The 21,632-nt window shown below is 64.3% G+C and carries 21 protein-coding genes; 10 read left to right on the forward strand and 11 right to left on the reverse strand.

Features of this window, described 5'->3' with window-relative positions; genetic code table 11:
- Positions 1-9: 9 nt before the first annotated feature.
- Both FJW05_RS17130 and acs read right to left on the reverse strand, forming a co-directional pair.
- Positions 10-777, reverse strand: coding sequence for an MOSC domain-containing protein (locus FJW05_RS17130; protein WP_140634225.1), 768 nt, complete (start codon positions 775-777; stop codon positions 10-12).
- Positions 777-2,732 carry an acetate--CoA ligase gene (gene acs, locus FJW05_RS17135; RefSeq protein ID WP_140634227.1) on the reverse strand — a complete coding sequence of 652 codons (1,956 nt, stop codon included), beginning with the start codon at positions 2,730-2,732 and terminating at the stop codon, positions 777-779. The genes FJW05_RS17130 and acs overlap by 1 nt, the downstream gene beginning before the upstream one ends.
- A gap of 305 nt (positions 2,733-3,037) precedes the next feature.
- Here acs and FJW05_RS17140 point away from each other — a divergent pair, with 305 nt between their 5' ends.
- Complete coding sequence (locus FJW05_RS17140; RefSeq protein WP_140546619.1) at positions 3,038-3,310, forward strand: aspartate-semialdehyde dehydrogenase; 273 nt, start codon at positions 3,038-3,040, stop codon at positions 3,308-3,310.
- 163 nt (positions 3,311-3,473) lie between these two features.
- On the opposite strand, the gene FJW05_RS17145 is transcribed toward FJW05_RS17140, so the two are convergent.
- Positions 3,474-4,508, reverse strand: a complete 1,035-nt coding sequence (locus tag FJW05_RS17145) for an aldo/keto reductase (RefSeq protein ID WP_140634229.1) — start codon at positions 4,506-4,508, stop codon at positions 3,474-3,476.
- A 40-nt stretch (positions 4,509-4,548) separates the two neighbouring features.
- Complete coding sequence (locus tag FJW05_RS17150; protein WP_140634231.1) at positions 4,549-5,736, reverse strand: MFS transporter; 1,188 nt, start codon at positions 5,734-5,736, stop codon at positions 4,549-4,551.
- 121 nt (positions 5,737-5,857) lie between these two features.
- On the opposite strand from FJW05_RS17150, the gene FJW05_RS17155 reads away from it, so the two are divergent.
- Positions 5,858-6,763 (forward strand): LysR family transcriptional regulator, encoded by a 906-nt coding sequence (locus tag FJW05_RS17155; protein WP_140634233.1) that lies wholly within the window; start codon positions 5,858-5,860, stop codon positions 6,761-6,763.
- Between the two features lie 58 nt (positions 6,764-6,821).
- On the opposite strand, the gene FJW05_RS17160 is transcribed toward FJW05_RS17155, so the two are convergent.
- The 4 genes from FJW05_RS17160 to FJW05_RS17175 all read right to left on the reverse strand — a co-directional run bounded on the left by FJW05_RS17160 (position 6,822) and on the right by FJW05_RS17175 (position 9,785).
- The gene (locus FJW05_RS17160; RefSeq protein WP_140634235.1) at positions 6,822-7,871 is read right to left on the reverse strand and encodes an aldo/keto reductase; all 1,050 of its coding nucleotides are present in this window, start codon (positions 7,869-7,871) and stop codon (positions 6,822-6,824) included.
- A 128-nt stretch (positions 7,872-7,999) separates the two neighbouring features.
- Positions 8,000-8,401: a type II toxin-antitoxin system VapC family toxin gene (locus FJW05_RS17165; protein WP_140634237.1), complete on the reverse strand. Its 402-nt coding sequence runs from the start codon at positions 8,399-8,401 to the stop codon at positions 8,000-8,002.
- Positions 8,401-8,655, reverse strand: a complete 255-nt coding sequence (locus FJW05_RS17170) for a type II toxin-antitoxin system Phd/YefM family antitoxin (protein WP_140634239.1) — start codon at positions 8,653-8,655, stop codon at positions 8,401-8,403. Before FJW05_RS17170 ends, FJW05_RS17165 begins: the two co-directional genes overlap by 1 nt.
- Positions 8,656-9,122: 467 nt before the next feature.
- Positions 9,123-9,785: a YggS family pyridoxal phosphate-dependent enzyme gene (locus tag FJW05_RS17175; protein WP_140634241.1), complete on the reverse strand. Its 663-nt coding sequence runs from the start codon at positions 9,783-9,785 to the stop codon at positions 9,123-9,125.
- A 290-nt stretch (positions 9,786-10,075) separates the two neighbouring features.
- Between FJW05_RS17175 and leuS the strand changes: the two genes are divergently transcribed.
- On the forward strand, positions 10,076-12,703 hold the full coding sequence (leuS, locus tag FJW05_RS17180) for a leucine--tRNA ligase (RefSeq protein ID WP_140634243.1): 2,628 nt from the start codon (positions 10,076-10,078) through the stop codon (positions 12,701-12,703).
- Entirely contained in the window at positions 12,690-13,268 is a 579-nt protein-coding gene (gene lptE, locus FJW05_RS17185; protein ID WP_140634244.1) for an LPS assembly lipoprotein LptE, read from the forward strand. The genes leuS and lptE overlap by 14 nt, the downstream gene beginning before the upstream one ends.
- 204 nt (positions 13,269-13,472) lie before the next feature.
- Here lptE and fsa read toward each other — a convergent pair whose 3' ends face one another.
- Positions 13,473-14,129: a fructose-6-phosphate aldolase gene (fsa, locus tag FJW05_RS17190; RefSeq protein WP_140547111.1), complete on the reverse strand. Its 657-nt coding sequence runs from the start codon at positions 14,127-14,129 to the stop codon at positions 13,473-13,475.
- A gap of 90 nt (positions 14,130-14,219) precedes the next feature.
- On the opposite strand from fsa, the gene FJW05_RS17195 reads away from it, so the two are divergent.
- Entirely contained in the window at positions 14,220-16,403 is a 2,184-nt protein-coding gene (locus tag FJW05_RS17195) for a primosomal protein N' (protein WP_140634246.1), read from the forward strand.
- Here FJW05_RS17195 and FJW05_RS17200 read toward each other — a convergent pair whose 3' ends face one another.
- A complete protein-coding gene (locus tag FJW05_RS17200; RefSeq protein ID WP_140634248.1) occupies positions 16,404-16,859 on the reverse strand; it encodes a type II toxin-antitoxin system VapC family toxin in 456 nt (151 codons plus the stop codon).
- Entirely contained in the window at positions 16,856-17,098 is a 243-nt protein-coding gene (locus FJW05_RS17205) for a type II toxin-antitoxin system Phd/YefM family antitoxin (protein ID WP_140634250.1), read from the reverse strand. Before FJW05_RS17205 ends, FJW05_RS17200 begins: the two co-directional genes overlap by 4 nt.
- Positions 17,099-17,164: 66 nt before the next feature.
- On the opposite strand from FJW05_RS17205, the gene FJW05_RS17210 reads away from it, so the two are divergent.
- The 5 genes from FJW05_RS17210 to FJW05_RS17230 all read left to right on the forward strand — a co-directional run bounded on the left by FJW05_RS17210 (position 17,165) and on the right by FJW05_RS17230 (position 21,592).
- Positions 17,165-17,860: an aspartate/glutamate racemase family protein gene (locus FJW05_RS17210; RefSeq protein WP_140634492.1), complete on the forward strand. Its 696-nt coding sequence runs from the start codon at positions 17,165-17,167 to the stop codon at positions 17,858-17,860.
- 97 nt (positions 17,861-17,957) lie between these two features.
- Positions 17,958-18,353, forward strand: coding sequence for a DUF4345 family protein (locus tag FJW05_RS17215; protein ID WP_140546140.1), 396 nt, complete (start codon positions 17,958-17,960; stop codon positions 18,351-18,353).
- A gap of 235 nt (positions 18,354-18,588) precedes the next feature.
- Positions 18,589-19,149 carry a F0F1 ATP synthase subunit delta gene (locus tag FJW05_RS17220; protein ID WP_140546139.1) on the forward strand — a complete coding sequence of 187 codons (561 nt, stop codon included), beginning with the start codon at positions 18,589-18,591 and terminating at the stop codon, positions 19,147-19,149.
- Positions 19,149-20,678, forward strand: a complete 1,530-nt coding sequence (gene atpA / locus FJW05_RS17225) for a F0F1 ATP synthase subunit alpha (protein WP_140546138.1) — start codon at positions 19,149-19,151, stop codon at positions 20,676-20,678. Before FJW05_RS17220 ends, atpA begins: the two co-directional genes overlap by 1 nt.
- 29 nt (positions 20,679-20,707) lie before the next feature.
- A complete protein-coding gene (locus FJW05_RS17230; RefSeq protein ID WP_140634252.1) occupies positions 20,708-21,592 on the forward strand; it encodes a F0F1 ATP synthase subunit gamma in 885 nt (294 codons plus the stop codon).
- The last annotated feature ends 40 nt before the right edge of the window (positions 21,593-21,632 follow it).

Below are 21,632 nucleotides of genomic sequence, written 5' to 3' on the forward strand. Positions count from 1 at the left end.
CCGCCCGCTTCAGTCCATCAAGCGCATCGGCGCGCCGATCTCGATCCGCGCCGGCCGGTCGACGGTGCAGTAGACGCCGAGATTATGGGCGTTATGGCGTACCAAATTGCGCAGGATACCGGGGTCGGTGTCGAAGCCGTCCTGGGCGATGATGGTGAAGCCGCAGCGGCGGCAGGATTCGCAGACGGTGAGCTTGAGATCGCCGACCGCGAGCTTCCTGCCGATCCACTCCGTCTCCGGAAAGGAGCCTTCGACCGGGTCCATGTCGACGACGATGTTGGGCCGGAAGCGGCGCGGATCGGGCACGCCTTCGGGATGCAGCGCCTTCAGCCTGGCCAGCGAGGCGGTGGTGAGCAGATGGATCGGCGCCTTGAGATAGCGGACCTCGGTCAGCGGGCCGGCGTAGCCGGGTGCCGCGTCCTCCGCGCCGAACGGCCGGATTGAGGCCTCGAAGCCGAGAAAGGCCGATACCGTGCGATCGCTTTCAGGATCCGGCGCGGGCAGCCATTCGCCGCCGGGCACCGCCACTTCGAGCCGCCATTCCTTGTTCACCGGGGCCTCGCTCAGCCGGGTGCGGATCAGCGGCACCTTGTGCCATCTGGCCTCGCGGTCGGGCCTGGCGATCTCGCCGTTGGAAGCATCGACCAGTCCGAACAGCCGGTCGCCGTCGACGGTCCTCAGCCCGACGGAGATGGCATCGAGCCGCTCGCCGGCGAGCGAGCTCGCTGGATAACGCCAGAGCTGGCTGACGGTGCCGAGGATTGCCTCGCCGGTCATCAGCCCTTCTTGTTCTGCCGGTTGGCGACGAGGTCGTCGACCACGGCCGGATCGGCCAGCGTCGAGGTGTCGCCGAGCGCGCCGAAATCGTCCTCGGCGATCTTGCGCAGGATGCGCCGCATGATCTTGCCCGAACGGGTCTTCGGCAGGCCCGGCGCGAACTGGATCTTGTCGGGCGTGGCAATGGCGCCGATCTCCTTGCGGACATGCGCGACCAGCTCCTTGCGCAATTCCTCGCTCGATTGGGTGCCGGCCATCAACGTGACATAGCAGTAGATGCCCTGGCCCTTGATGTCGTGCGGGTAGCCGACGACGGCGGCCTCCGAGACCTTGTCGTGGCTGACCAGCGCCGATTCGACCTCGGCCGTGCCCATGCGGTGGCCGGAAACGTTGATGACATCATCGACGCGGCCGGTGATCCAGTAATAGCCGTCGGCGTCGCGCCGGCAGCCGTCGCCGGTGAAGTATTTGCCCTTGTAGGTCGAGAAATAGGTCTGCACGAAGCGGTCGTGGTCGCCATAGACGGTGCGCATCTGGCCGGGCCAGGAATCGGCGATGCAGAGATTGCCGTCGGTGGCGCCGTCCAGCACCTTGCCTTCGCCGTCGACCAGCTGCGGCTGGACGCCGAAGAAGGGGCGCGTGGCGGAACCCGCCTTGAGGTCGGTGGCGCCGGGCAGCGGCGTGATCATGATGCCGCCGGTCTCGGTCTGCCACCAGGTGTCGACGATCGGCACCTTGGCGTTGCCGACGACGTTGTAATACCACTCCCAGGCTTCCGGATTGATCGGCTCGCCGACCGTGCCCAGCACGCGCAGCGACTTGCGCGAGGTCTTCTTCACATGGGAATCGCCGGCGCCCATCAGCGCGCGCAGCGCCGTCGGCGCGGTGTAGAAGATGTTGACCTTGTGCTTGTCAATCACGTCCCAGAAGCGCGACTGCGAGGGATAGTTCGGCACGCCCTCGAACATCAGCGTCGTGGCGCCATTGGCCAAAGGCCCGTAGACGATGTAGCTGTGGCCGGTGACCCAGCCGACATCGGCCGTGCACCAGTAGATGTCGCCGTCATGGTAGTCGAAGACATATTGGTGCGTCATCGAGACATAGACGAGATAGCCGGCGGTGGTGTGCAGCACGCCCTTCGGCTTGCCGGTCGAGCCGGAGGTGTAGAGGATGAAAAGCGGGTCTTCCGCCTTCATCTTCTCCGGCTTGCAGTCGGCCTTAACGGTCTGCACCTCCTCGTGGTACCAGACATCGCGTCCCGGCACCCAGCCGGTCTTGCCGCCGGTGCGGCGAACCACCACCACCTTCTCGACCTTGGTGCCGGCCTTGGCGGCGACGTCGATCGCCTTGTCGGTGTTGTCCTTGAGCGGGATCGGCTTGCCGCCGCGCAGGCCCTCGTCAGCGGTGATTACGATGGTCGATTTGCAGTCGTCGATACGGCCGGCCAGCGCATCGGGCGAGAAGCCGCCGAACACGACCGAGTGGATCGCGCCGATACGCGTGCAGGCGAGCATGGCATAGGCCGCCTCCGGGATCATCGGCATGTAGATGGTGACGCGGTCGCCCTTCTTGACGCCGTGCTTCTTCAGCACGTTGGCGAAGCGGCAGACATGTGCGTAGAGCTCGTTATAGGTGACCTTGCGATCGTCGTAAGGGTTATCGCCTTCCCAGATGATGGCGGTCTGGTCGCCGCGCTTCTTCAAATGCCGGTCGATGCAATTGTAGGAGACATTGGTCTGGCCGTCCTCGTACCACTTGATCGAGACGTTGCCGTTGAAGGAAGTGTTCTTGACCTTGGTGAAAGGCTTGAACCAATCGATGCGCTTGCCGTGCTTGCCCCAGAACTTATCCGGATTTTTCACGCTGTCGGCATACCATTTGAGATAGGTGTCGTTGTCGATCAACGCGTTCTTCTTCCACGCCGGCTGGACGCGGTGGACATGCACATCGGACATTTCTTTGCTTTCCTCCCGAACCATCCACCGGCTTGCGCCGCCGGCGGCATCGCGGCGAAGCGGCCGCGAATTCGCGGGCATTATTAACAGTTCCGCGGCGACGGCAACATTAGACGTTGGATTCGCGTGGCGGGATGACGCAGGGGCATGCCGAAGCGCTGTCAGCACTCGCGTTCAAAGGCTGCTAACCAACTGTTTTTTCGATGGAAAACTCGGGTCTGGTATGCGAAAATCAATAGACAGTTAAGCAACCGGGCGCAGAATCCGGCGTTGGGAGGAAAGGAGATCGACCGTAAGGGGCTGCGATGCATGACCATTCCGAAATGGACCTGATGCTCAGGGGCTATGGGCTGACCACGGCCAAGATTCTCTACCACTTCCCGGACCATCCGCATCTGCTGCAGAGCTATGTCTGGCAGGACTACGACCTAGCTCCGGAATTCCCGGTGCTGATCCGCTTCATCGAGTTCTGGAAGACCAAGCTCGACGGCCCGCTGCATTCGGTCACCTATACGCATCACAAGCTGATCGCGCCGAACGAGTGGCGGAAGCTGGATGGGGAGTTTCTGGTGCACTGAGGCGGCGCAGAGTGTTTGGCGGAAACGCCCCTCGCTTCGTCATCCACGGCGAAGCAAGGAGCGAAGCGCGCGGCTGCTCCGCCCGTGGATGACGAAGCTCGCAAGGGTGCGGCTAATCGCATAAGTTTCATGATCGCCCTGGATATGGACGGCCGCGACTTAGTTACACCGCCGGCGGGTTCAGCCGGGCGAAACCTTCCTGGCGGCGATAAGGGAAGTACGGATAAGGCGCCGTCACCGCGCTTGCTTCATCGAGCGCCTTGATCTGCGTCGGCGTCAGCTCCCAGCCTACGGCGCCGAGATTCTGGCGGAGCTGCTCCTCGTTGCGCGCGCCGATGATCACCGATGCCACGGTCGGCCGCCGCAGGAGCCAGTTGATGGCGGTTTGCGGCACGGTCTTGCCGGTCTCGGCGGCGACCGCTTCCAGCGCGTCGACCACCTTGAAAAGATGCTCGTCCTCGACCGGCGGGCCGAAATCGGCGGTGCCGTGCAGCCGGCTCTTTTCCGGCAAGGGTTTTCCGCGACGGATCTTGCCGGTGAGCCGGCCCCAGCCGAGCGGGCTCCATACCAATGCGCCGACGCCCTGGTCGCGGCCGAGCGGCATCAGCTCCCATTCATAGTCGCGCCCGACCAGCGAATAGTAGACCTGATGCGCGACATAGCGCGGGTAGCCGTGCCTGTCGGCCAGACCGAGCGACTTCATCACCTGCCAGCCGGAGAAGTTGGAGACACCGACATAGCGCAGCTTGCCGGATCGCACGAGGTGATCCAGCGTCAACAGCACCTCCTCGACCGGCGTCGAGGCATCGAAGGCGTGGAGCTGCAGCAAGTCGATATAATCGGTGCCGAGGCGCTTCAGCGCCGCGTCGACGGAGCGGATCAGGCGCGAGCGGGACGAGCCCCAGTCGGCCGGGCCATCGCCCATCGGCAGCGCGGTCTTGGTCGAGATCAGCACTGCGTCGCGGCGGCCCTTGATGGCCTCGCCCAGCACCTCCTCCGAAGCGCCGTTCGAATAGACATCGGCCGTGTCGAAGAGGTTGACGCCCGCTTCCAGGCAGATGTCGACCAGCCGGCGCGCTTCCTTCGCGTCGCTGTTGCCCCAGTGGCCGAACAGCGGGCCGGAGCCACCGAAAGTGCCGGCGCCGAAGGAAAGCGCGGGCACTTTCAGGCCGGAGGCACCGAGAGATCTATATTCCATGATTTTTCTCCTTGGGACGTTGAAGGCGGAGTTCAGCCGATCAACACTGCGCCGTGACCGGCTTGCCGATCGCCCGGCCGCGTTCGAGGCGCAGCGCCATGAGCACGACGCCGAGCGCGGCGAGCGGCACCAGGCCGGCAACGAGAGGGACGGCGCCGAGGCCGGGGCCGTGATCGATGACGAAGCCGCCAAGCCAGGCGCCGATGGCGTTGCCGAGGTTGAAGGCGGCGATGTTGAAGGAGGAGGCCAGGCCCTGGCCGGCGCCCTCGGCCTTGTCCAGCACCCACATCTGCAGCGGCGCGACGGTGGCGAAGGCTGCGGCACCGAGCAGACCGACGGCGACGATCGCTGCAATGGGCTGGTGGATCGCAGCGGCCATGACGAACAGCACCGCCGACAGCGCGACCAGCGTGCCGATAACCGTCGGCACCAGATGGCGGTCGGCGAGGCGTCCGCCGAGCAGATTGCCCGCCACCAGACCGCCGCCGAAGACCAGCAGGATCGGCGAGACAGCTGACTCGGAAAAGCCGGTGACGCGGGTGAGGCTGGGCGCCAGATAGGTGAAGGCCGCAAAGACGCCGACCCAGCTCAGCACCGTGGTCAAAAGGCCGAGCAGCACCGGCCGGCGGCCGAGCACCGCGAGCGTGCCTTCGGAGGTCTCCTCTTCCTCCGTGGCTGCGGGCTGGTCGCGCGGCACCAGCAGCGCGATCACGGCAAAGGCGATGACGCCGACAAGCGTGACGGCCAGGAAGCTCGAACGCCAGCCATAGGCTTGGCCGAGCCAGGTGCCGAAGGGCACGCCGAGGATGTTGGCGACGGTAAGGCCGGTGAACATCAGTGCGATTGCCGAGGCCTTCCGGTTGGGCGCGACAAGGCTGGTGGCCACGACGGAGCCGACGCCGAAGAAGGAGGCATGGGCGAAGGCGGTCAGCACACGCGCCGCCATCAGCGTCCAGTAGTCGGGCGCCAGCGCACAGGCGAGGTTGCCGACGGTGAAGACCACCATCAGGGCAAGCAGCAAGGTCTTGCGCGGCAGGCGTCCGGTCAAGGCGCCAAGCAGCGGCGCGCCGACGACGACGCCCAGCGCATAGCCGGTAATGAGCAGGCCCGCGGCCGAGATCGAGACGCCGAGATCGGCGCTGACGTCGAGCAGCAGGCCCATGATGACGAATTCGGTGACGCCGATGCCGAAGGCGCCGGCGGTAAGGGCATAAAGAGCAAGAGGCATGGCGATCGTCCGTTTGTGCTGAAGGACGCAATAAGTCCCGCGCCCGGACCGGAAGATCGTGATCCGCCAGGTTGTGAACCAGCCTTGCATCGGGCATATTTTCTGTGAAATAGATTCACGAATGGCGAGACCGGACATCAACCGCTCCGGCGAGATCGAAGTGTTCGTCCGCGTGGTCGAGGCGGGCAGCTTCTCGGCCGCGGCGCGGGCTTTGCGCATGACGCCGTCGGCGGTGAGCAAGCTGATCGCGCGGCTGGAGGCGCGGCTTGGCGCGCGGCTGATCAGCCGCTCGACGCGCAAGCTGCAGCTGACGCCGGAAGGAGCTGCCTTCCATGACAGCGGCCTGCGCATCCTCGCCGATCTCGACGCGGCCGAGCGTGAAGCGGCGGCGGGCGCTGCGCCGCGCGGCAGACTCAGGGTCAACTCCTATGTGCCGTTCGGCCAGCACCGGCTGATGCCGCTCTTGCCGCGCTTCCTGGAAAATTATCCCGAGATTTTCGTCGAAGCCGTGCTGACCGACAGTGTCATCGACCTTCTGGAAGAGCGCGCCGATGTCGCTATCCGCGCCGGGCCGCTGCGCGAGTCGCGTCTGGTTGCGCGCAAGCTCGGCCAGAGCCGGATGGTCCTGGTCGCGTCGCCTGCGTATCTTGCAGCGCGCGGCAGGCCACGCGCATTGTCCGACCTCGCTCGCCACAACATGCTGGCCTTCGGCTTCGCCAGGCACATAGAGGGCTGGCCGTTTGTCGATGCGACGGGCAAATCGATCATCATGCCTATTGTCGGAAACATGTCGCTGACCGACGGCGAAGCGATGCGGCGAACGACGCTGGCAGGAGCCGGCATAGCGCGGCTGGCGCGCTGGCATGTCGAACCCGACATCGCCGCCGGGCTGCTCGTGCCGTTGCTTGAGGAGTTCAATCCCGGCGACGAGGAGCCGACGCATGCCGTCTATGTCGGCCAGGGCAAGCATCTGCCGGCCCGCGTCCGAGCCTTCCTCGACTTCCTCGCGGAAACCGTTCGTCTCTGAATGAGGAAAGAGCCGCGCGCTAGTGGCACGCGGCTCCGACCTGTCTGCTTGAGCGGAATTACGCCTTCGGCACGAACGGCGCAGGGCGCCGGCCGGCGCCTTGCCGCTCCAGCATCCAGCCGGGATATTCGGCAGGCAGCGCGCTTACCTCATCGAGCCTGGCGAGGTCGTCGGCATCGAGCTTCAAGCCGGTCGCGGCGAGGTTCTGCTCGATCTGGTCCATGCGGCTGGCGCCGATGAGGACGCTCATGACGAAAGGTTTGGCCAGCACATAGCTCAATGCTACCGTGGCGACGCTGACATCGTGCTTCCTGGCGACCTCGCGCATGACGGCAACCGCCGCCCAGGCGCGGTCCTCATTGACCGGCGGGAAGTTGAAGGAAGCGCGGCGGCCCTCGCCATTGCCGGGCGCGCCGGGGCCGTATTTGCCGGAAAGCAGCCCGCCGGCCATCGGCGACCAGACCATCAGGCCAAGCTTTTCCTCGTTGATCAGTGGCACGATCTCGCGCTCGAGATCGCGGCCGGCGATCGAGTAGTAGGACTGGATGGTCTCGAAGCGGGCGAAGCCCTTGCGCTCCGCGATGCCCAGCGCCTTGGCGACGCGCCAGGCCTGCCAGTTGGAGACGCCGACATAGCGGACCTTGCCGCTGGCGACCAGATCGTCGAGCGCGCGCAGCGTCTCGTCGATCGGCGTCACCGTGTCGGTGCCGTGGAGCTGGTATAAATCGATATGGTCGAGCTGCAGCCGCTTCAGACTGCCGTCGACCGAATCCATGATGTGGCCGCGCGAGGAGCCGCGCTCGTTGGGTCCGCTGCCCATGGCGCCATGCACCTTGGTGGCGATGATAACATCCGAACGTTTCACGCCGAGATCCTTGAGCGACTGTCCCAGCAGCTGCTCTGACTGGCCGAAGGAATAGACATCCGCCGTGTCGAAGAAATTGACGCCGGCGGCAATCGAGCGGCCGACGATCTCGTTGACGCCCTTCTGGTCGAGACTGGCGATCAGGCCCCATTGGGCATTCTCGCCGGCGGCGCCGAACGTCATGGTGCCGAGGCAGAGTTCGGAAACGAACAGGCCGGTGTTGCCGAGCTGATTATAACGCATGGTGAGATTCCCCGAGAAAGGAGTGAATGTGCACCAAGCAAATAGGAACGGCCCGTTTCGTTTCAAGTTCTGGCGCAAGCGCGGTGGTCAACTTGATGTGAAGTTGCCAATCAGCGGATCTTGAAACGTCAGACTTCCCAGGGATTGACGACCGTCACGCCCACGTCTTCGAAGTCAGCGACGTTTCGAGTGACCAGGATCAGGTCGTGCACGAGGGCGGTCGCTGCAATAAGGGTGTCGGCGTTCCCTCGCGTACGTCCCGCCGTGATGCGGCCCCACGCGAGGGCGATCTCTTCCGTGATCGCCAGGATGCGGTCCGTATTGTCTCGGCGCAGTTCCCGCAGCCAGACGTCAAGCCGGGCTGCCCTGTCGGGGTCGGTCTTGCGCTGCTTGACGATCCCACGTTCGATCTCACCAATGGTGATCACACTGAGACTGATCGAGGTCGGATCAACCGAAGCCAGCCAGGCGGTTGGTTTCGGTTGCCGCCTTTGTACGTCTGAAACAACGTTCGTATCGAGCAGATACATTAGAAGTCGACGTCCCGGATCATCGTATCCGGGCGGCGGGTGATTTCCTTATCAAACTCATCGTCCCAGCCTGGGCCGGTCAGAAGATATTCGGCGAGCGATTTTTTCTTCCCGGCCAGGCGGTCGTAGTCCTCGGCGGACAGCACGACCGCTGCCCGTTCGCCGCGAAGCGTCACGGTCTGCGGCCCCTCTGTGCGGGCGCGCTGGACCACTTTTGAAAAATTGTTCTTCGCGTCCTGAAGATGCCAGTTCATCCGCAGCTCCTGGTTCCCCGACATGGGGATTTTGAAAGGTTGCCGTTTGTCTTGGTGCAAGATTTTCCGTTCATTTCCGTGAAATCAGCACAAACGCCGGGGATTGGTTGAAGCCGCCTCAACCTCGTCATTCTATGGCGGAGCAAGGAGCGAAGCGACGCGCGCAGACCATAGAATCCATTCCGTGACTTGGAAGCGCCGCCGCGGTGCAGAATTTTGCTCCGTTGCATTCCTTGGCGAAGGTAACGGCATGGATTCCAGAGTCTTCGCGACGGAGCTTCGCTCCTGCTCCGCCCTAGAATGACGATCGCGATGGGCGTTTCGGCCAATCTCCAACGCATGCCACCTGCCAACGCAAACAGAGCCGACCGGTCAATATCACTGTGCAGTGCCACTAGCTAGCTTGGCTAGATATAGCGCGCAGCGGAATATCAATCAACTCCAGCGAAAGGTAGCGGGTGACGGCGTCACCGGTTGCCGAAAATCGCCGACCCGACCCTCACGCCGGTCGCGCCGAAGGCGATCGCGGTCTCGTAGTCGCCGGACATGCCCATCGAAAGTTTCGCGACGCCCGCCTCGCGGGCGAGCTTTTCCAGCAGCGCGAAATGCGGGCCGGGGTTTTCATCGGCTGGCGGGATGCACATCAGGCCTTCGATGGCGAGACCATGCACGTCGCGGCAGCGTTTGACGAAGGCGACCGCCTCGCGCGGCTCGATGCCGGCTTTTTGCGGCTCGGAGCCGGTGTTGACCTGGACATAGAGTTTCGGCGCCCGGCCCTGCCGGGTCATTTCTTTTGAAAGCTCAGCGGCGATCTTCTCGCGGTCGAGCGTCTCGATGACGTCGAAAAGCGCCACCGCTTCCTTGGCCTTGTTGGATTGCAGCGGGCCGATCAGGTGCAGCTCGATATCGGCAAATGCCGCCTTCAGCGCCGGCCATTTGCCTTGCGCTTCCTGCACGCGGTTCTCGCCGAAGACGCGCTGGCCTGCCTCGATGGCGGGGCGGATGTCCTCGGCCGCGAAGGTCTTCGACACCGCCACCAGCGTGACGGCGCCGGCCGCTCGCTTCGCCTCGCGTTCGGCATTCGCGATCTTCGCCCTGACCGCGTGAAGCTGCTCTACGGCGTTCGTCATGCCACCATCCTGCCCATAGTTTTCATGGCCGGCCCGCTCGCCGCAGTTGACGGGTCCGGCAATCCATGGTGAACACCGCGACGACATTGTCTCGGCTGCCGGCCTAGGCGTGTCGGTATTCAGGTGACGCCGGCCTGCAAATGCCGGTTTCCTGCGCTTCCGGTGCTCACGTACGAAAAGTACGCTCCGCTCCGGTTCTCGGAACCCGCCATTTTCGGCTCGGCCTGACCTGAATATCGACACGCCTTAAATCCAGCACCGCGCACCTGCTTTTAAGTGAAAAACATCCGATGGCAACCGAACGATACAATCCGCGCACGTCAGAGCCCAAATGGCAGAAGGCCTGGGCCGAAAAGAAGCTGTTCGAGGCCCGCAACGACGATCCGAAGCCGAAATACTACGTGCTCGAGATGTTCCCCTATCCGTCGGGCAAGATCCATATCGGCCACACCCGCAACTACACGATGGGCGACGTGGTGGCGCGCTACAAGCGCGCCAAGGGTTTTAACGTGCTGCACCCGATGGGCTGGGACGCGTTCGGCATGCCGGCCGAAAACGCCGCCATGCAGAACAAGATCCACCCCAAGGACTGGACCTACGAAAACATCGCGGTCATGCGCGAGCAGCTCAAGGTGATGGGCCTGTCGCTTGACTGGGCGCGCGAGTTCGCCACCTGCGACGTCGACTATTACCACCGCCAGCAGATGCTGTTCCTCGACTTCGTCGAGAAGGGGCTGGTGACGCGCAAATCCTCCAAGGTCAACTGGGACCCGGAGGACATGACGGTGCTCGCCAACGAGCAGGTCATCGACGGCCGCGGCTGGCGCTCGGGCGCGCTGGTCGAGCAGCGCGAGCTGACGCAATGGTTCTTCAAGATCACCGACTTCGCGCAGGATCTGCTGGACTCGCTCGACGGACTCGCGGACTGGCCCGAAAAGGTCAAGCTGATGCAGCACAACTGGATCGGCCGCTCGGAAGGGCTGCTGATCCGCTGGCCGCTGGCAAAGCCGGTCGGCGACACGAACGAACTGGAAGTCTACACGACCCGGCCCGACACCATCTTCGGCGCCTCCTTCATGGCGGTCGCCGCCGACCATCCGCTGGCGAGAAAAGCCGCCGAGAACAATGTCGAGCTGGCGAAGTTCATCGAGGAGGTCCGCCACATGGGCACCTCGGTGGCCGCGCTCGAGACGGCCGAGAAGAAGGGCTTCGACACCGGCATCCGCGTCGTCCATCCGTTCGACGAGAACTGGACGCTGCCGGTCTATGTCGCCAATTTCGTGCTGATGGAATACGGCACCGGCGCCATTTTCGGCTGCCCGTCGGGCGACCAGCGCGACCTCGACTTCGCCAACAAATACGGCCTGCCGGTGATTCCGGTGGTGATGCCGGAAGGCGAAAACCAGGGGAGCTTCCAGATCATCGAGGAGGCCTATGACGGCGACGGTGTGATGATCAATTCGCGCTTCCTCGACGACATGAAGCCCGAGAGGGCGTCCGATGAAGTGGCAAAGCTCCTGGAGCAGAAAAGCATCGGCGGCCGGCCGATGGCGGAGCGCAAGGTGAATTTCCGCCTGCGCGACTGGGGCATTTCGCGCCAACGCTACTGGGGCTGCCCGATCCCGATGATCCATTGCGAGGCCTGCGGCGTCGTGCCGGTGCCGAAGGCCGACCTGCCGGTGAAGCTGCCCGACGACATCGAGTTCGACCGCCCAGGCAACCCGCTCGACCGTCATCCGACATGGCGGCATGTGAAGTGCCCGCAATGCGGCCGCGATGCGCGGCGCGAGACCGACACGATGGACACCTTCGTCGATTCGTCCTGGTATTTTGCGCGCTTCACCGCGCCGTGGGCAAACGAGCCGACCGAGCCGAAAGCGGCCGACGAATGGCTGGCGGTCGACCAGTATATCGGCGGCATCGAGCACGCGATCCTGCACCTGCTCTATTCGCGCTTCTTCACCCGCGCCATGCGCGAGACCGGGCACCTCAATCTGGCCGAGCCGTTCAAGGGGCTGTTCACGCAGGGCATGGTGGTGCACGAGACCTACCGCGTCGGTGGCCCTTCCAACAATGGACGCTGGCTGTCGCCGAGCGAGGTCAGGTTCGAGGACGTCGACGGCAAGCGCCGCGCCGTCGAGATCGCCACCGGCGAGGAGGCGACGGTCGGCGCGCTGGAGAAGATGTCGAAGTCGAAGAAGAACACGGTGAGCCCGGAAGAGATCACCGACGGCTACGGCGCCGACACGGCACGCTGGTTCATGCTGTCGGACTCGCCGCCGGAGCGCGACGTCGAATGGACCGACGAGGGCGCGGCCGGCGCGCACCGCTTCGTGCAGCGCATCTGGCGCCTGGTGCAGATCGCGGCCGAGCAACTGCCCGGCGTGAAGCCGGCGGCGGCGAAGGATGGCGATGCGGGAGCCGTTTCCAAGGCGGCGCACAAGATCCTGAAGGCGGTCGGCGAGGATATCGAGAAGCTCGGCTTCAACCGTGCGATCGCCCGCATCTACGAGCTCGCCAATGCGCTGGCCGCGCCGCTCGCCGACGTTGCCGAAGGCAAGGCCGACGACGCGCTGAAGGGCGCCTGCCGCGAGGCGGTGGAAATCCTGGTGCACATCATTGCGCCGGTGATGCCGCATCTGGCGGAGGAATGCTGGCAGGAGCTGGGCGGCGCCGAAATGGTCGCCGAGCGGCCCTGGCCGGTCTACGACCCGTCGCTCGTCGTCGACAATGAGATCGTGCTGCCGGTGCAGGTCAACGGCAAGAAGCGCGGGGATTTGACAATTGCTCGCGACGCGGATCAAGGTGCCGTCGAAAAAGCGGTGCTGGCTCTCGACTTCGTGCAAAAAGCACTGGAAGGTAAGGCTCCGCGCAAGGTGATCATCGTGCCGCAGAGGATCGTCAATGTCGTTGCCTGATCCGGTGAAGTCAGATGTGGTCCGCCTGCGCGGCCGCTTGGCGCTCTGCGGCATGGTCGCCGCGCTGGCGCTGGTCTCGGCCTGCACCGTGCGGCCACTCTATTCCAGCCAGCCGCTGTCGCCCGGATCGCTCAGCGCCTCCGCCGAGCTCGGCTCGATCTCGATCAAGCCGGTCAATACCCGCTACGCGCAGCAGGTGCGCAACAATCTGATCTTCGCCTTCGGGCAAGGCTCGGGCGAGCCGGCCGCGCCGGCCTACACGCTCGATCTCGGCGTCACCGAGCTCGTCGAATCGGCGGCCATCGTGCAGGTGCAGACCCAGGAAGACGAGCCGACGGCGGGCACGGTCACGCTGACCGCCAACTACGTGCTCAGGGATACCGCGACCAACACGGTGATTGCCGTCGGCAAGCGCTCGATCCCCTCGTCCTTCGACCGGCCGCGCCAGGAATTCGCGGCTTACCGCGCACAGATCGACGCCGAGAACCGCGCTGCACGGGAGCTTGCCGATCTGCTGCGGCTGTCGATCGCGCAGGATCTAGCCAAGCATGGCAAGAAAGCCTGAGCTGTGCCGATATTCAGGTGAGGCCGGCCTGCGAACGGCGGCTCCCTGCGCTTCCGGTGCTCACGTACTTCAGTACGCTCCGCTCCGGTTCTCGGAAGCCACCGTCCTCGGCGCGGCCTGACCTGAATCTCGACACACCTTGGCGCACCGTTTGAAACTAAAAAGGCCGGTCACCCGGCCTTTCAGGTTTCACGGGAGCCGGCCTCAGCCGATCTTCTGGCCGGTCTTGGCCCAGTCGGCGAGGAAGGCGGCGAGGCCCTTGTCGGTCAGTGGATGATTGACCAGCGCCTTCAGCGTGGCCGGCGGCGCGGTCACGATATCGGCGCCGATCAGCGCGGCCTGCTTGACATGGTTCACCGTGCGCACCGAGGCGGTCAGGATCTCGGTCTTGAAATCATAGTTTTCGTAGATCTGCTTGATTTCCGAGATCAACTCCATGCCGTCCGAGCCGGTGTCGTCGATGCGGCCGACGAAAGGCGAGATGAAGGAGGCGCCGGCCTTGGCGGCCAGCAACGCCTGGTTGGCCGAGAAGCAGAGCGTCACGTTGACCATGCGGTCCATCTCGGTGCGGATGGTCTTGCAGGCCTTCAGGCCGTCGAGCGTCAGCGGCACCTTGATGGCGATATTCGGCGCGATCTTGGCCAGCACCTTGGCTTCCGCCATCATGTCCTTGTACTCGGTCGCCACGACCTCGGACGAAACCGGACCTTCGACGATGTCGCAGATCTGCTTGGTGACCTCGATGATCTTGCCACCCGATTTCAGGATCAGCGAGGGGTTGGTGGTGACGCCGTCGAGCAGCCCCAGATCGTTGAGTTCCTTGATTTCCTTGATGTCAGCGGTGTCGACAAAAAATTTCATGGCGGTCTCCTTGGGGATTGCCGGGCGCCAGCCAGGCAGATGCGAGGGTCCCCTTTGATCTAGACCAAAGTCAGGGCAAGGTCACGCCTGATGATGGAAGATTCGCCCTTTGTCGCAGCCGCTCCCGTGCTGGTGCCGATGCCGGCCGAGCGGCCCTACACCTATGCCGTGCCGCCAGGCATGCGCGTGGTGCCGGGCTCGATCGTGCGCGTGCCGCTCGGGCCGCGCCAGGTCGCGGGCATCGTCTGGGACGGCGCCGTCGAAACCGTCGATGCGAAGAAACTGCGGCCGATCGAGGAGGTGTTCGACTGCCCGCTGATCGACAGGGCGATGCGCCGCTTCGTGGACTGGATCGCGCAATACACGCTGTCGGCCCCTGGCATGGTGGCGCGCATGCTACTGCGCGCGCCGGAAGCGTTCGATCCGGAGCCGTGGATCGAAGGGCTGCAGCGCACGCTTGCCGGACCCGACCGGCTGACCGACGCGCGGCGGCGGGTGCTGGAGACGGCCGAAGGCGGGCTTGCCTGGACGCGCTCGGGGCTGGCGCATGCCGCCGGCGTCTCCTCGACCGTCATCGATGGGTTGCGGGCACAAGGCGTATTCGAGACGGTGATGATCCCGCCGCGTCCGGTGGTGGCGGCGCCCGATCCCTCTCATGCCGTGCCGGAATTGATGCCTGACCAGAAAGCGGCGGCGGAGAAGCTGCGCGCGGCAATCGCGGCCGACACTTTCAACGTCACCCTTCTCGACGGCGTCACCGGATCGGGCAAGACGGAAGTCTATTTCGAGGCGATAGCGGCGGCGCTCGACAAGGGCAGGCAGGTTCTGATCCTGTTGCCTGAAATTGCGCTCACGCATGCCTTCCTGGAACGTTTCCAGGACCGGTTCGGCGCCAAGCCGGCGGAATGGCATTCCGACCTGCCGCCGCGGATGCGCGAACGCGTCTGGCGCCAGATTGCGGAAGGCGGCGTGCGCGTCGTCGCCGGCGCACGTTCGGCGCTGTTCCTGCCGTTCAAGGAACTCGGCCTGATCGTCGTCGACGAGGAGCACGATCCCGCCTACAAGCAGGAAGACCGCGTCTTTTATAATGCGCGCGACATGGCCGTGGTGCGCGGCCATATCGGCGCTTTCCCCGTCGTGCTCGCTTCGGCGACGCCCTCGGTGGAAAGCCGGGTCAACGCCGGCCAGGGCCGCTACGACCGGGCCGTGCTGTCGTCGCGCTTCGCCGAGGCAGCGCTTCCCGACCTCAAGTCGATCGACATGCGGCGCTCGCCGCCCGCGCGCGGCGGCTTTCTGTCGCCGGCCTTGCTGGAGCAGATGCAGCGCACGCTGGAGAGGAAGGAGCAGTCGCTGCTCTTCCTCAACAGGCGCGGTTATGCGCCGCTGACGCTCTGCCGCGTCTGCGGCCACCGCTTCGGCTGCCCGGTCTGCTCGGCCTGGCTGGTCGAGCACCGGTTTCGCGGCCAGCTCGTCTGCCATCATTGCGGCCACAATGAGCGGCGGCCGGAAGCCTGTCCGGAATGCGGCACGCTCGACCATCTGGTGGCATGCGGCCCAGGCGTCGAGCGCATCGCCGAGGAAGTGGTCGGGCATTTCCCCGATGCCCGCACCATCGTGCTGTCGTCCGATCTTCTGGGCGGCGTGCGCCGGCTCAGGCTCGAGCTCGAGGCCGTCGCCAATGGCGAGGCCGATATCGTCATCGGCACTCAGCTCGTCGCCAAGGGGCACAATTTCCCCGGCATGACGCTGGTCGGCGTGGTCGATGCGGATCTGGGGTTGGCCAACGGCGATCCGCGCGCCGCCGAGCGCACCTTCCAGCTGCTCAGCCAGGTGACGGGGCGCGCCGGCCGCACCGGCAAGAAGAGCCTCGGCCTTCTTCAGACCTACCAGCCGGATCATCCGGTGATGCGGGCGATCGTCTCGGGCGATTCGGAAGCGTTTTACGAGCGCGAGATCGCCGAGCGCGAACGGGCGGCGCTGCCGCCTTTCGGCCGGCTCGCCGGCATCATCGTCAGCGCCGCGACACGCGGCGAGGCGGAAAGCCATGCGCGGGGGTTAAGGCGCGCGGCGCCGCAAGCTACTGACCTCTTCGTGCTCGGCCCGGCCGAGGCGCCCTTGTCGCTGATCGGCGGCCGGCACCGCTTTCGGCTGCTGGTGCAGGGCGAACGGCGCGCCGACATGCAGGGTTTTATTCGGGCCATGCTGGCGAATGGACCGAAGCTGCGCGGCTCGGTCAGGGTGCAGGTCGACATCGACCCGCAGAGCTTTTTGTAACTAGTCGGGGATTGGCGGGTCTTGCAGGATATTCCTGCACAAAACGCCCAGCGTCTCAAAGTGCCTGATATTTGCGGTTATCACAGTGAGTTCGTTGGTTGCCGCGGTGGCCGCGATCAATATGTCCGCCAGCCCCGGATTCTTTCCTTGCGCGGAGGCCGCTTCCTCCATTTGACCCGCCCTGCGCGCTATATCAGAATTGATCTCCAGAATTTGTTCCGCGAAGTCTTCGATAGTTTCGTTGAGCCAGGCAGCGAGACCCTCAGCGCGTTTTGTCGCTCCGGCGCGAGCCAGCTTGCAAATGCCTTTCTCGATCTCGGTGATGGCTATAACCGGTACGAAAAGTGCTTGCTTTGCGCCCTGCGCCACGATCCAGTCGGCGATGTCTTTTGCAAGAGGCGGTTTTCCAGGCGCGAGTGCCGATAAGATGGACGTATCGATAAGATAGCCGCTCAAAGATCGGCGTCCCGCGACGGTGACGCGTTCCTTTCAAGCTCGATCCCCCCCGGATAAGTCAGAAGGAACTCTCCGAAGTTTCGACGCTTGACCGGATAAAGCTTTTGCAAGTCTTCGACGGATACGATGGCCGCTGCTGGCTTGCCATGCCTGGTGATGGTCGTAGGCTCACCATTTCCCGCGGCCTCGACGAGTGCCGACAGCCCTGCCTTAGCCTCCCGAAGCTGGACGGTTTTCAAGGTTGCCTCGCTTGTAGTCTCGTGTGGTCACAATATAGAGATTGCATAGCAAGGGAACAAGTCCAGCTGAAAATCCTCGGCCTGATCGGCGGCATGAGCTGGGAATCGACGGCGATCTATTACCGCCTGCTCAACGAGATCGTGCGCGAGCGGCTGGGCGGGCTTCATTCGGCCAAGCTGTTGTTGTGGTCGTTCGATTTCGCCGAGATCGCCAAACGCCAGCATGCGAGCGACTGGGAAGGCGCGGGCGTCCTTCTGGTGGAAGCCGCGCGCAAGCTGGAGGCGGGCGGCGCCGAGGGCCTGGTGATCTGCACCAACACCATGCACAAGCTGGCCGACGCGGTGCAGGCGGCCATATCGATCCCGCTCATCCATATTGCCGACGCCACCGCGCATGCCGTCATCAATGCCGGCGTGAAGCGGCCGGCGCTGCTGGCGACGCGTTTCACCATGGAGCAGGATTTCTACAAGGGACGGCTCGCGGACAAATACGGCCTGCAGCCGATCGTGCCGGACCAGGCCGGCCGCGACATGGTGCACCGGGTGATTTATGACGAGCTTTGCCAGGGCATCATCAGGCCCGAATCGAAATCCGCCTATCTCGACGAGGTCGGCCGGATGCGGCGCACCGACCGGGTGGACGGCGTCATCATGGGCTGCACCGAGATCACCATGCTGATCGGCCAGGGCGATTTCGACGTTCCAGTCTTCGACACGACGCGCATCCACGCCGAGGCCGCGGTCGATTTCGCGCTCGCCTGATGCGGGATTCCCAATGCGCCCGCCGTCCTCTGGCGCGCCTTCATTCCCCGGCTAGAATGCCGCTGTTTCAGAACGAGAAATAAAGGGGGATTTTTTTATGGACTTCGCGTTTCCGTGGCCGGCGAGCCAGGGCGAATGGCTGGCCTGGTCGAGCGCCGTCGTGACTTTGGCGCTCGGCCTGTTCCTGTTCCTGGCGCCGGGGCTTGCGTTTCGCGCGCTGCGCCTGCAGCCAAGGCCCGAGAAAGCGGCGGCGATCGCCGAGGGACGCGGCCGCATGTCGGGCTTCTATCTCGGCGTCAGCCTGTGCTGCATTCTTCTGGCGCAGCCGCTGCTTTACATGGCGCTGGGCTTCTCCTGGCTGTTCACCGCCTTCGGCCGGCTCTTGTCGATGATGTCGGACGGCGCCAACACCCCTTTCAACTGGGTTTCGATCGTGGTTGAATTGGCGCTGGCGGCGCTGCCGCTGGCCTTTGCCTTCGGCTTTGTACCGTGAATCCGGCGCTTGGGGTTCACCCCAGCCGCCTGATGCGACAAAAGTGCCTGAAAACCATGCCGGACGATGCATTGCGGTCTTAAAAAGCCTGTGCTAGACGGCAATCGACTTTCGACCGGGGATAGCGGAAGCCGCGCCTCCGTGCTTGGAAAAATGCAGTAAGGTCAAAGATTTAGCCAGAGTTTTCGCTCGCGCCAACAATCTGCGGCCTGTCAGACAAGAGAAAAGACGGTCCGTGGCCCAATCGTCATCGCCAATCTCAGCTGTCGCCGAACGCTATGCAGGCTCGCTGTTCGAGCTTGCGCTGCAGGACAATTCAGTTGCCAAAGTCGAGGCCGACCTCGCCAGCTTCGAGGCAATGCTCAACGGCAGCGACGATCTCGCGCGGCTGATCAACAGCCCGGTGTTTTCCGGCGAGGACCAGGCAAGGGCCATCGCCGCCATCGCCGATAAGGCCCAGATCACCGGCCTGGTCGGCAATTTCCTGCGCGTGGTCGCCAAGAACCGCCGCCTGTTCGCGGTGCCCGGCATGATCAAGGCGTTCCGCCAGATCGCCGCCGACCATCGCGGCGAGGCGTCAGCCGAGGTCACCTCGGCGCATGCGCTGACGGCCGCGCAGCAAGATGAACTCAAGGCGACGCTGAAGAGCATCGCCGGCAAGGACGTGGCCATTGCCATGACCGTCGATCCGTCGCTGCTCGGCGGGCTGATCGTCAAGATGGGCTCGCGCCAGATCGATACGTCGCTCAAAACCAAACTCAATTCGCTCAAGCTTGCACTGAAAGAGGTCGGCTGATGGACATCCGCGCCGCGGAAATTTCCGCAATTCTGAAAGACCAGATCAAGAATTTCGGCAGGGAGGCCGAGGTTTCCGAAGTCGGCCAGGTTCTGTCCGTCGGTGACGGCATCGCCCGCGTCTACGGCCTCGATAACGTCCAGGCCGGCGAGATGGTCGAATTCCCGGGCGGCATCCGCGGCATGGCGCTGAACCTCGAGGCCGACAATGTCGGCGTCGTCATCTTCGGTGCTGACCGCGACATCAAGGAAGGCGACACCGTCAAGCGCACCGGGGCCATCGTCGACGCGCCTGTCGGCATGGGCCTGCTCGGCCGCGTCGTCGACGCGCTGGGCAACCCGATCGACGGCAAGGGCCCGATCAAGGCGACCGAACGCAAGCGTGTCGACGTCAAGGCGCCCGGCATCATCCCGCGCAAGTCGGTGCATGAGCCAATGTCGACCGGCCTCAAGGCCATCGATGCGCTGATCCCGGTCGGCCGCGGCCAGCGCGAGCTGGTCATCGGCGACCGCCAGACCGGCAAGACCGCCATCATCCTCGACACGATGCTGAACCAGAAGTCGGTGCACGACAACGGCCCAGAGAAGGAAAAGCTCTACTGCGTCTACGTCGCCGTCGGCCAGAAGCGCTCGACCGTGGCGCAGTTCGTCAAGGTGCTGGAAGAGCGCGGCGCGCTCGAATATTCGATCATCGTCGCCGCCACCGCGTCCGATCCGGCGCCGATGCAGTTCCTGGCACCGTTCACCGCCTGCACCATGGGCGAATATTTCCGCGACAACGGCATGCATGCGCTGATCAGCTATGACGATCTGTCGAAGCAGGCCGTCGCCTACCGCCAGATGTCGCTCCTGCTGCGTCGCCCGCCGGGCCGCGAAGCCTATCCGGGCGACGTCTTCTACCTGCACTCGCGCTTGCTCGAGCGCGCCGCCAAGCTCAATGACGACAATGGCAACGGGTCGCTGACCGCGCTGCCGATCATCGAGACGCAGGCCAATGATGTGTCGGCCTACATCCCGACTAATGTGATCTCCATCACCGACGGCCAGATCTTCCTCGAAACCAACCTGTTCTTCCAGGGCATCCGTCCGGCGGTGAACGTCGGCCTGTCGGTGTCGCGCGTCGGCTCCTCGGCGCAGATCAAGGCGATGAAGCAGGTCGCCGGCTCCATCAAGGGCGAGCTCGCGCAGTATCGCGAAATGGCTGCCTTCGCGCAGTTCGGCTCCGATCTCGACGCGGCAACGCAGCGTCTGCTCAACCGCGGTTCGCGCCTGACCGAGCTGCTCAAGCAGCCGCAATTCTCGCCGCTCAAGGTCGAGGAACAGGTCGCGGTGATCTTCGCCGGCGTCAACGGTTATCTCGACAAGCTGCCGCTGAACCAGGTCGGCAAGTTCGAGCATGGGCTGCTCAGCCATATGCGCTCGGCCGGCAAGGACGTGCTCGACGGCATCCGCAAGGAGAAGGCGCTGTCGGACGATTTGCGCGCCAAGCTCAAGGCCGAGATCGACGCCTTCGCCAAGACCTTCGCTTGAACGAAGCTGGACGGGATCGGGTTTGAAGCATGGCTTCGTTAAAAGACCTTCGTAACCGTATCGCCTCGGTCAAGGCGACGCAGAAGATCACCAAGGCGATGCAGATGGTCGCCGCGGCGAAGCTGCGTCGCGCGCAGGAAGCGGCGGAAGCAGCTAGACCCTATTCCGAGCGCATGGGCGCGGTCCTGGCCAACATCACCCAGGCGATCGGCGGCGGCGGCGATGCCCCGGCGCTGATGACGGGCACCGGCCGGGACGATGTGCATCTGCTCATCGTCTGCACGGCCGAGCGCGGCCTGTGCGGCGGCTTCAACTCGCAGATCGCGCGCCTCGCCCGCGATCACATCCGCAGGCTGCTGGCCGACGGCAAGCAGGTGAAGATCATCTGTGTCGGCAAGAAGGGCTATGACATCCTGCGCCGCGACTACGCTTCGATGATCCTGGAGCGTGTCGACCTGCGCGAGGTGAAGACTCTCGGCTTCGCCAATGCCGATGCGATCGCGCGCAAGGTCATCCATCTCTTCAACGATGGCGGCTTCGACATCTGCACGCTGTTCTATTCGCAGTTCAAGTCGGTGATCAGCCAGATCCCGACGGCCCAGCAGATCATACCGGCGGGCGCCGGATCCACAGCTCCTGAGGCGACCAATGGCGGCAATGCCGTCTACGAATACGAGCCGGAGCCGGGCGAGATCCTTTCCGACCTCATCCCGCGTAACATCGCCGTGCAAATCTTCCGCGCGCTGCTGGAGAACGCGGCCGGCGAGATGGGCGCCAAGATGAGCGCGATGGACAATGCGACGCGCAACGCCGGCGACATGATCAACAAGCTGTCGATCACCTACAACCGCCAGCGGCAGGCGCAGATCACCAAGGAACTGATCGAGATCATTTCGGGCGCCGAGGCGCTCTAATCACGCGCCGCGCGGGATACCGGCGGGCGGCGTGAACAAC

The organism is Mesorhizobium sp. B2-9-1 (genome assembly GCF_006439455.1).
In the GTDB taxonomy this organism is placed as follows: Bacteria; Pseudomonadota; Alphaproteobacteria; order Rhizobiales; family Rhizobiaceae; genus Mesorhizobium.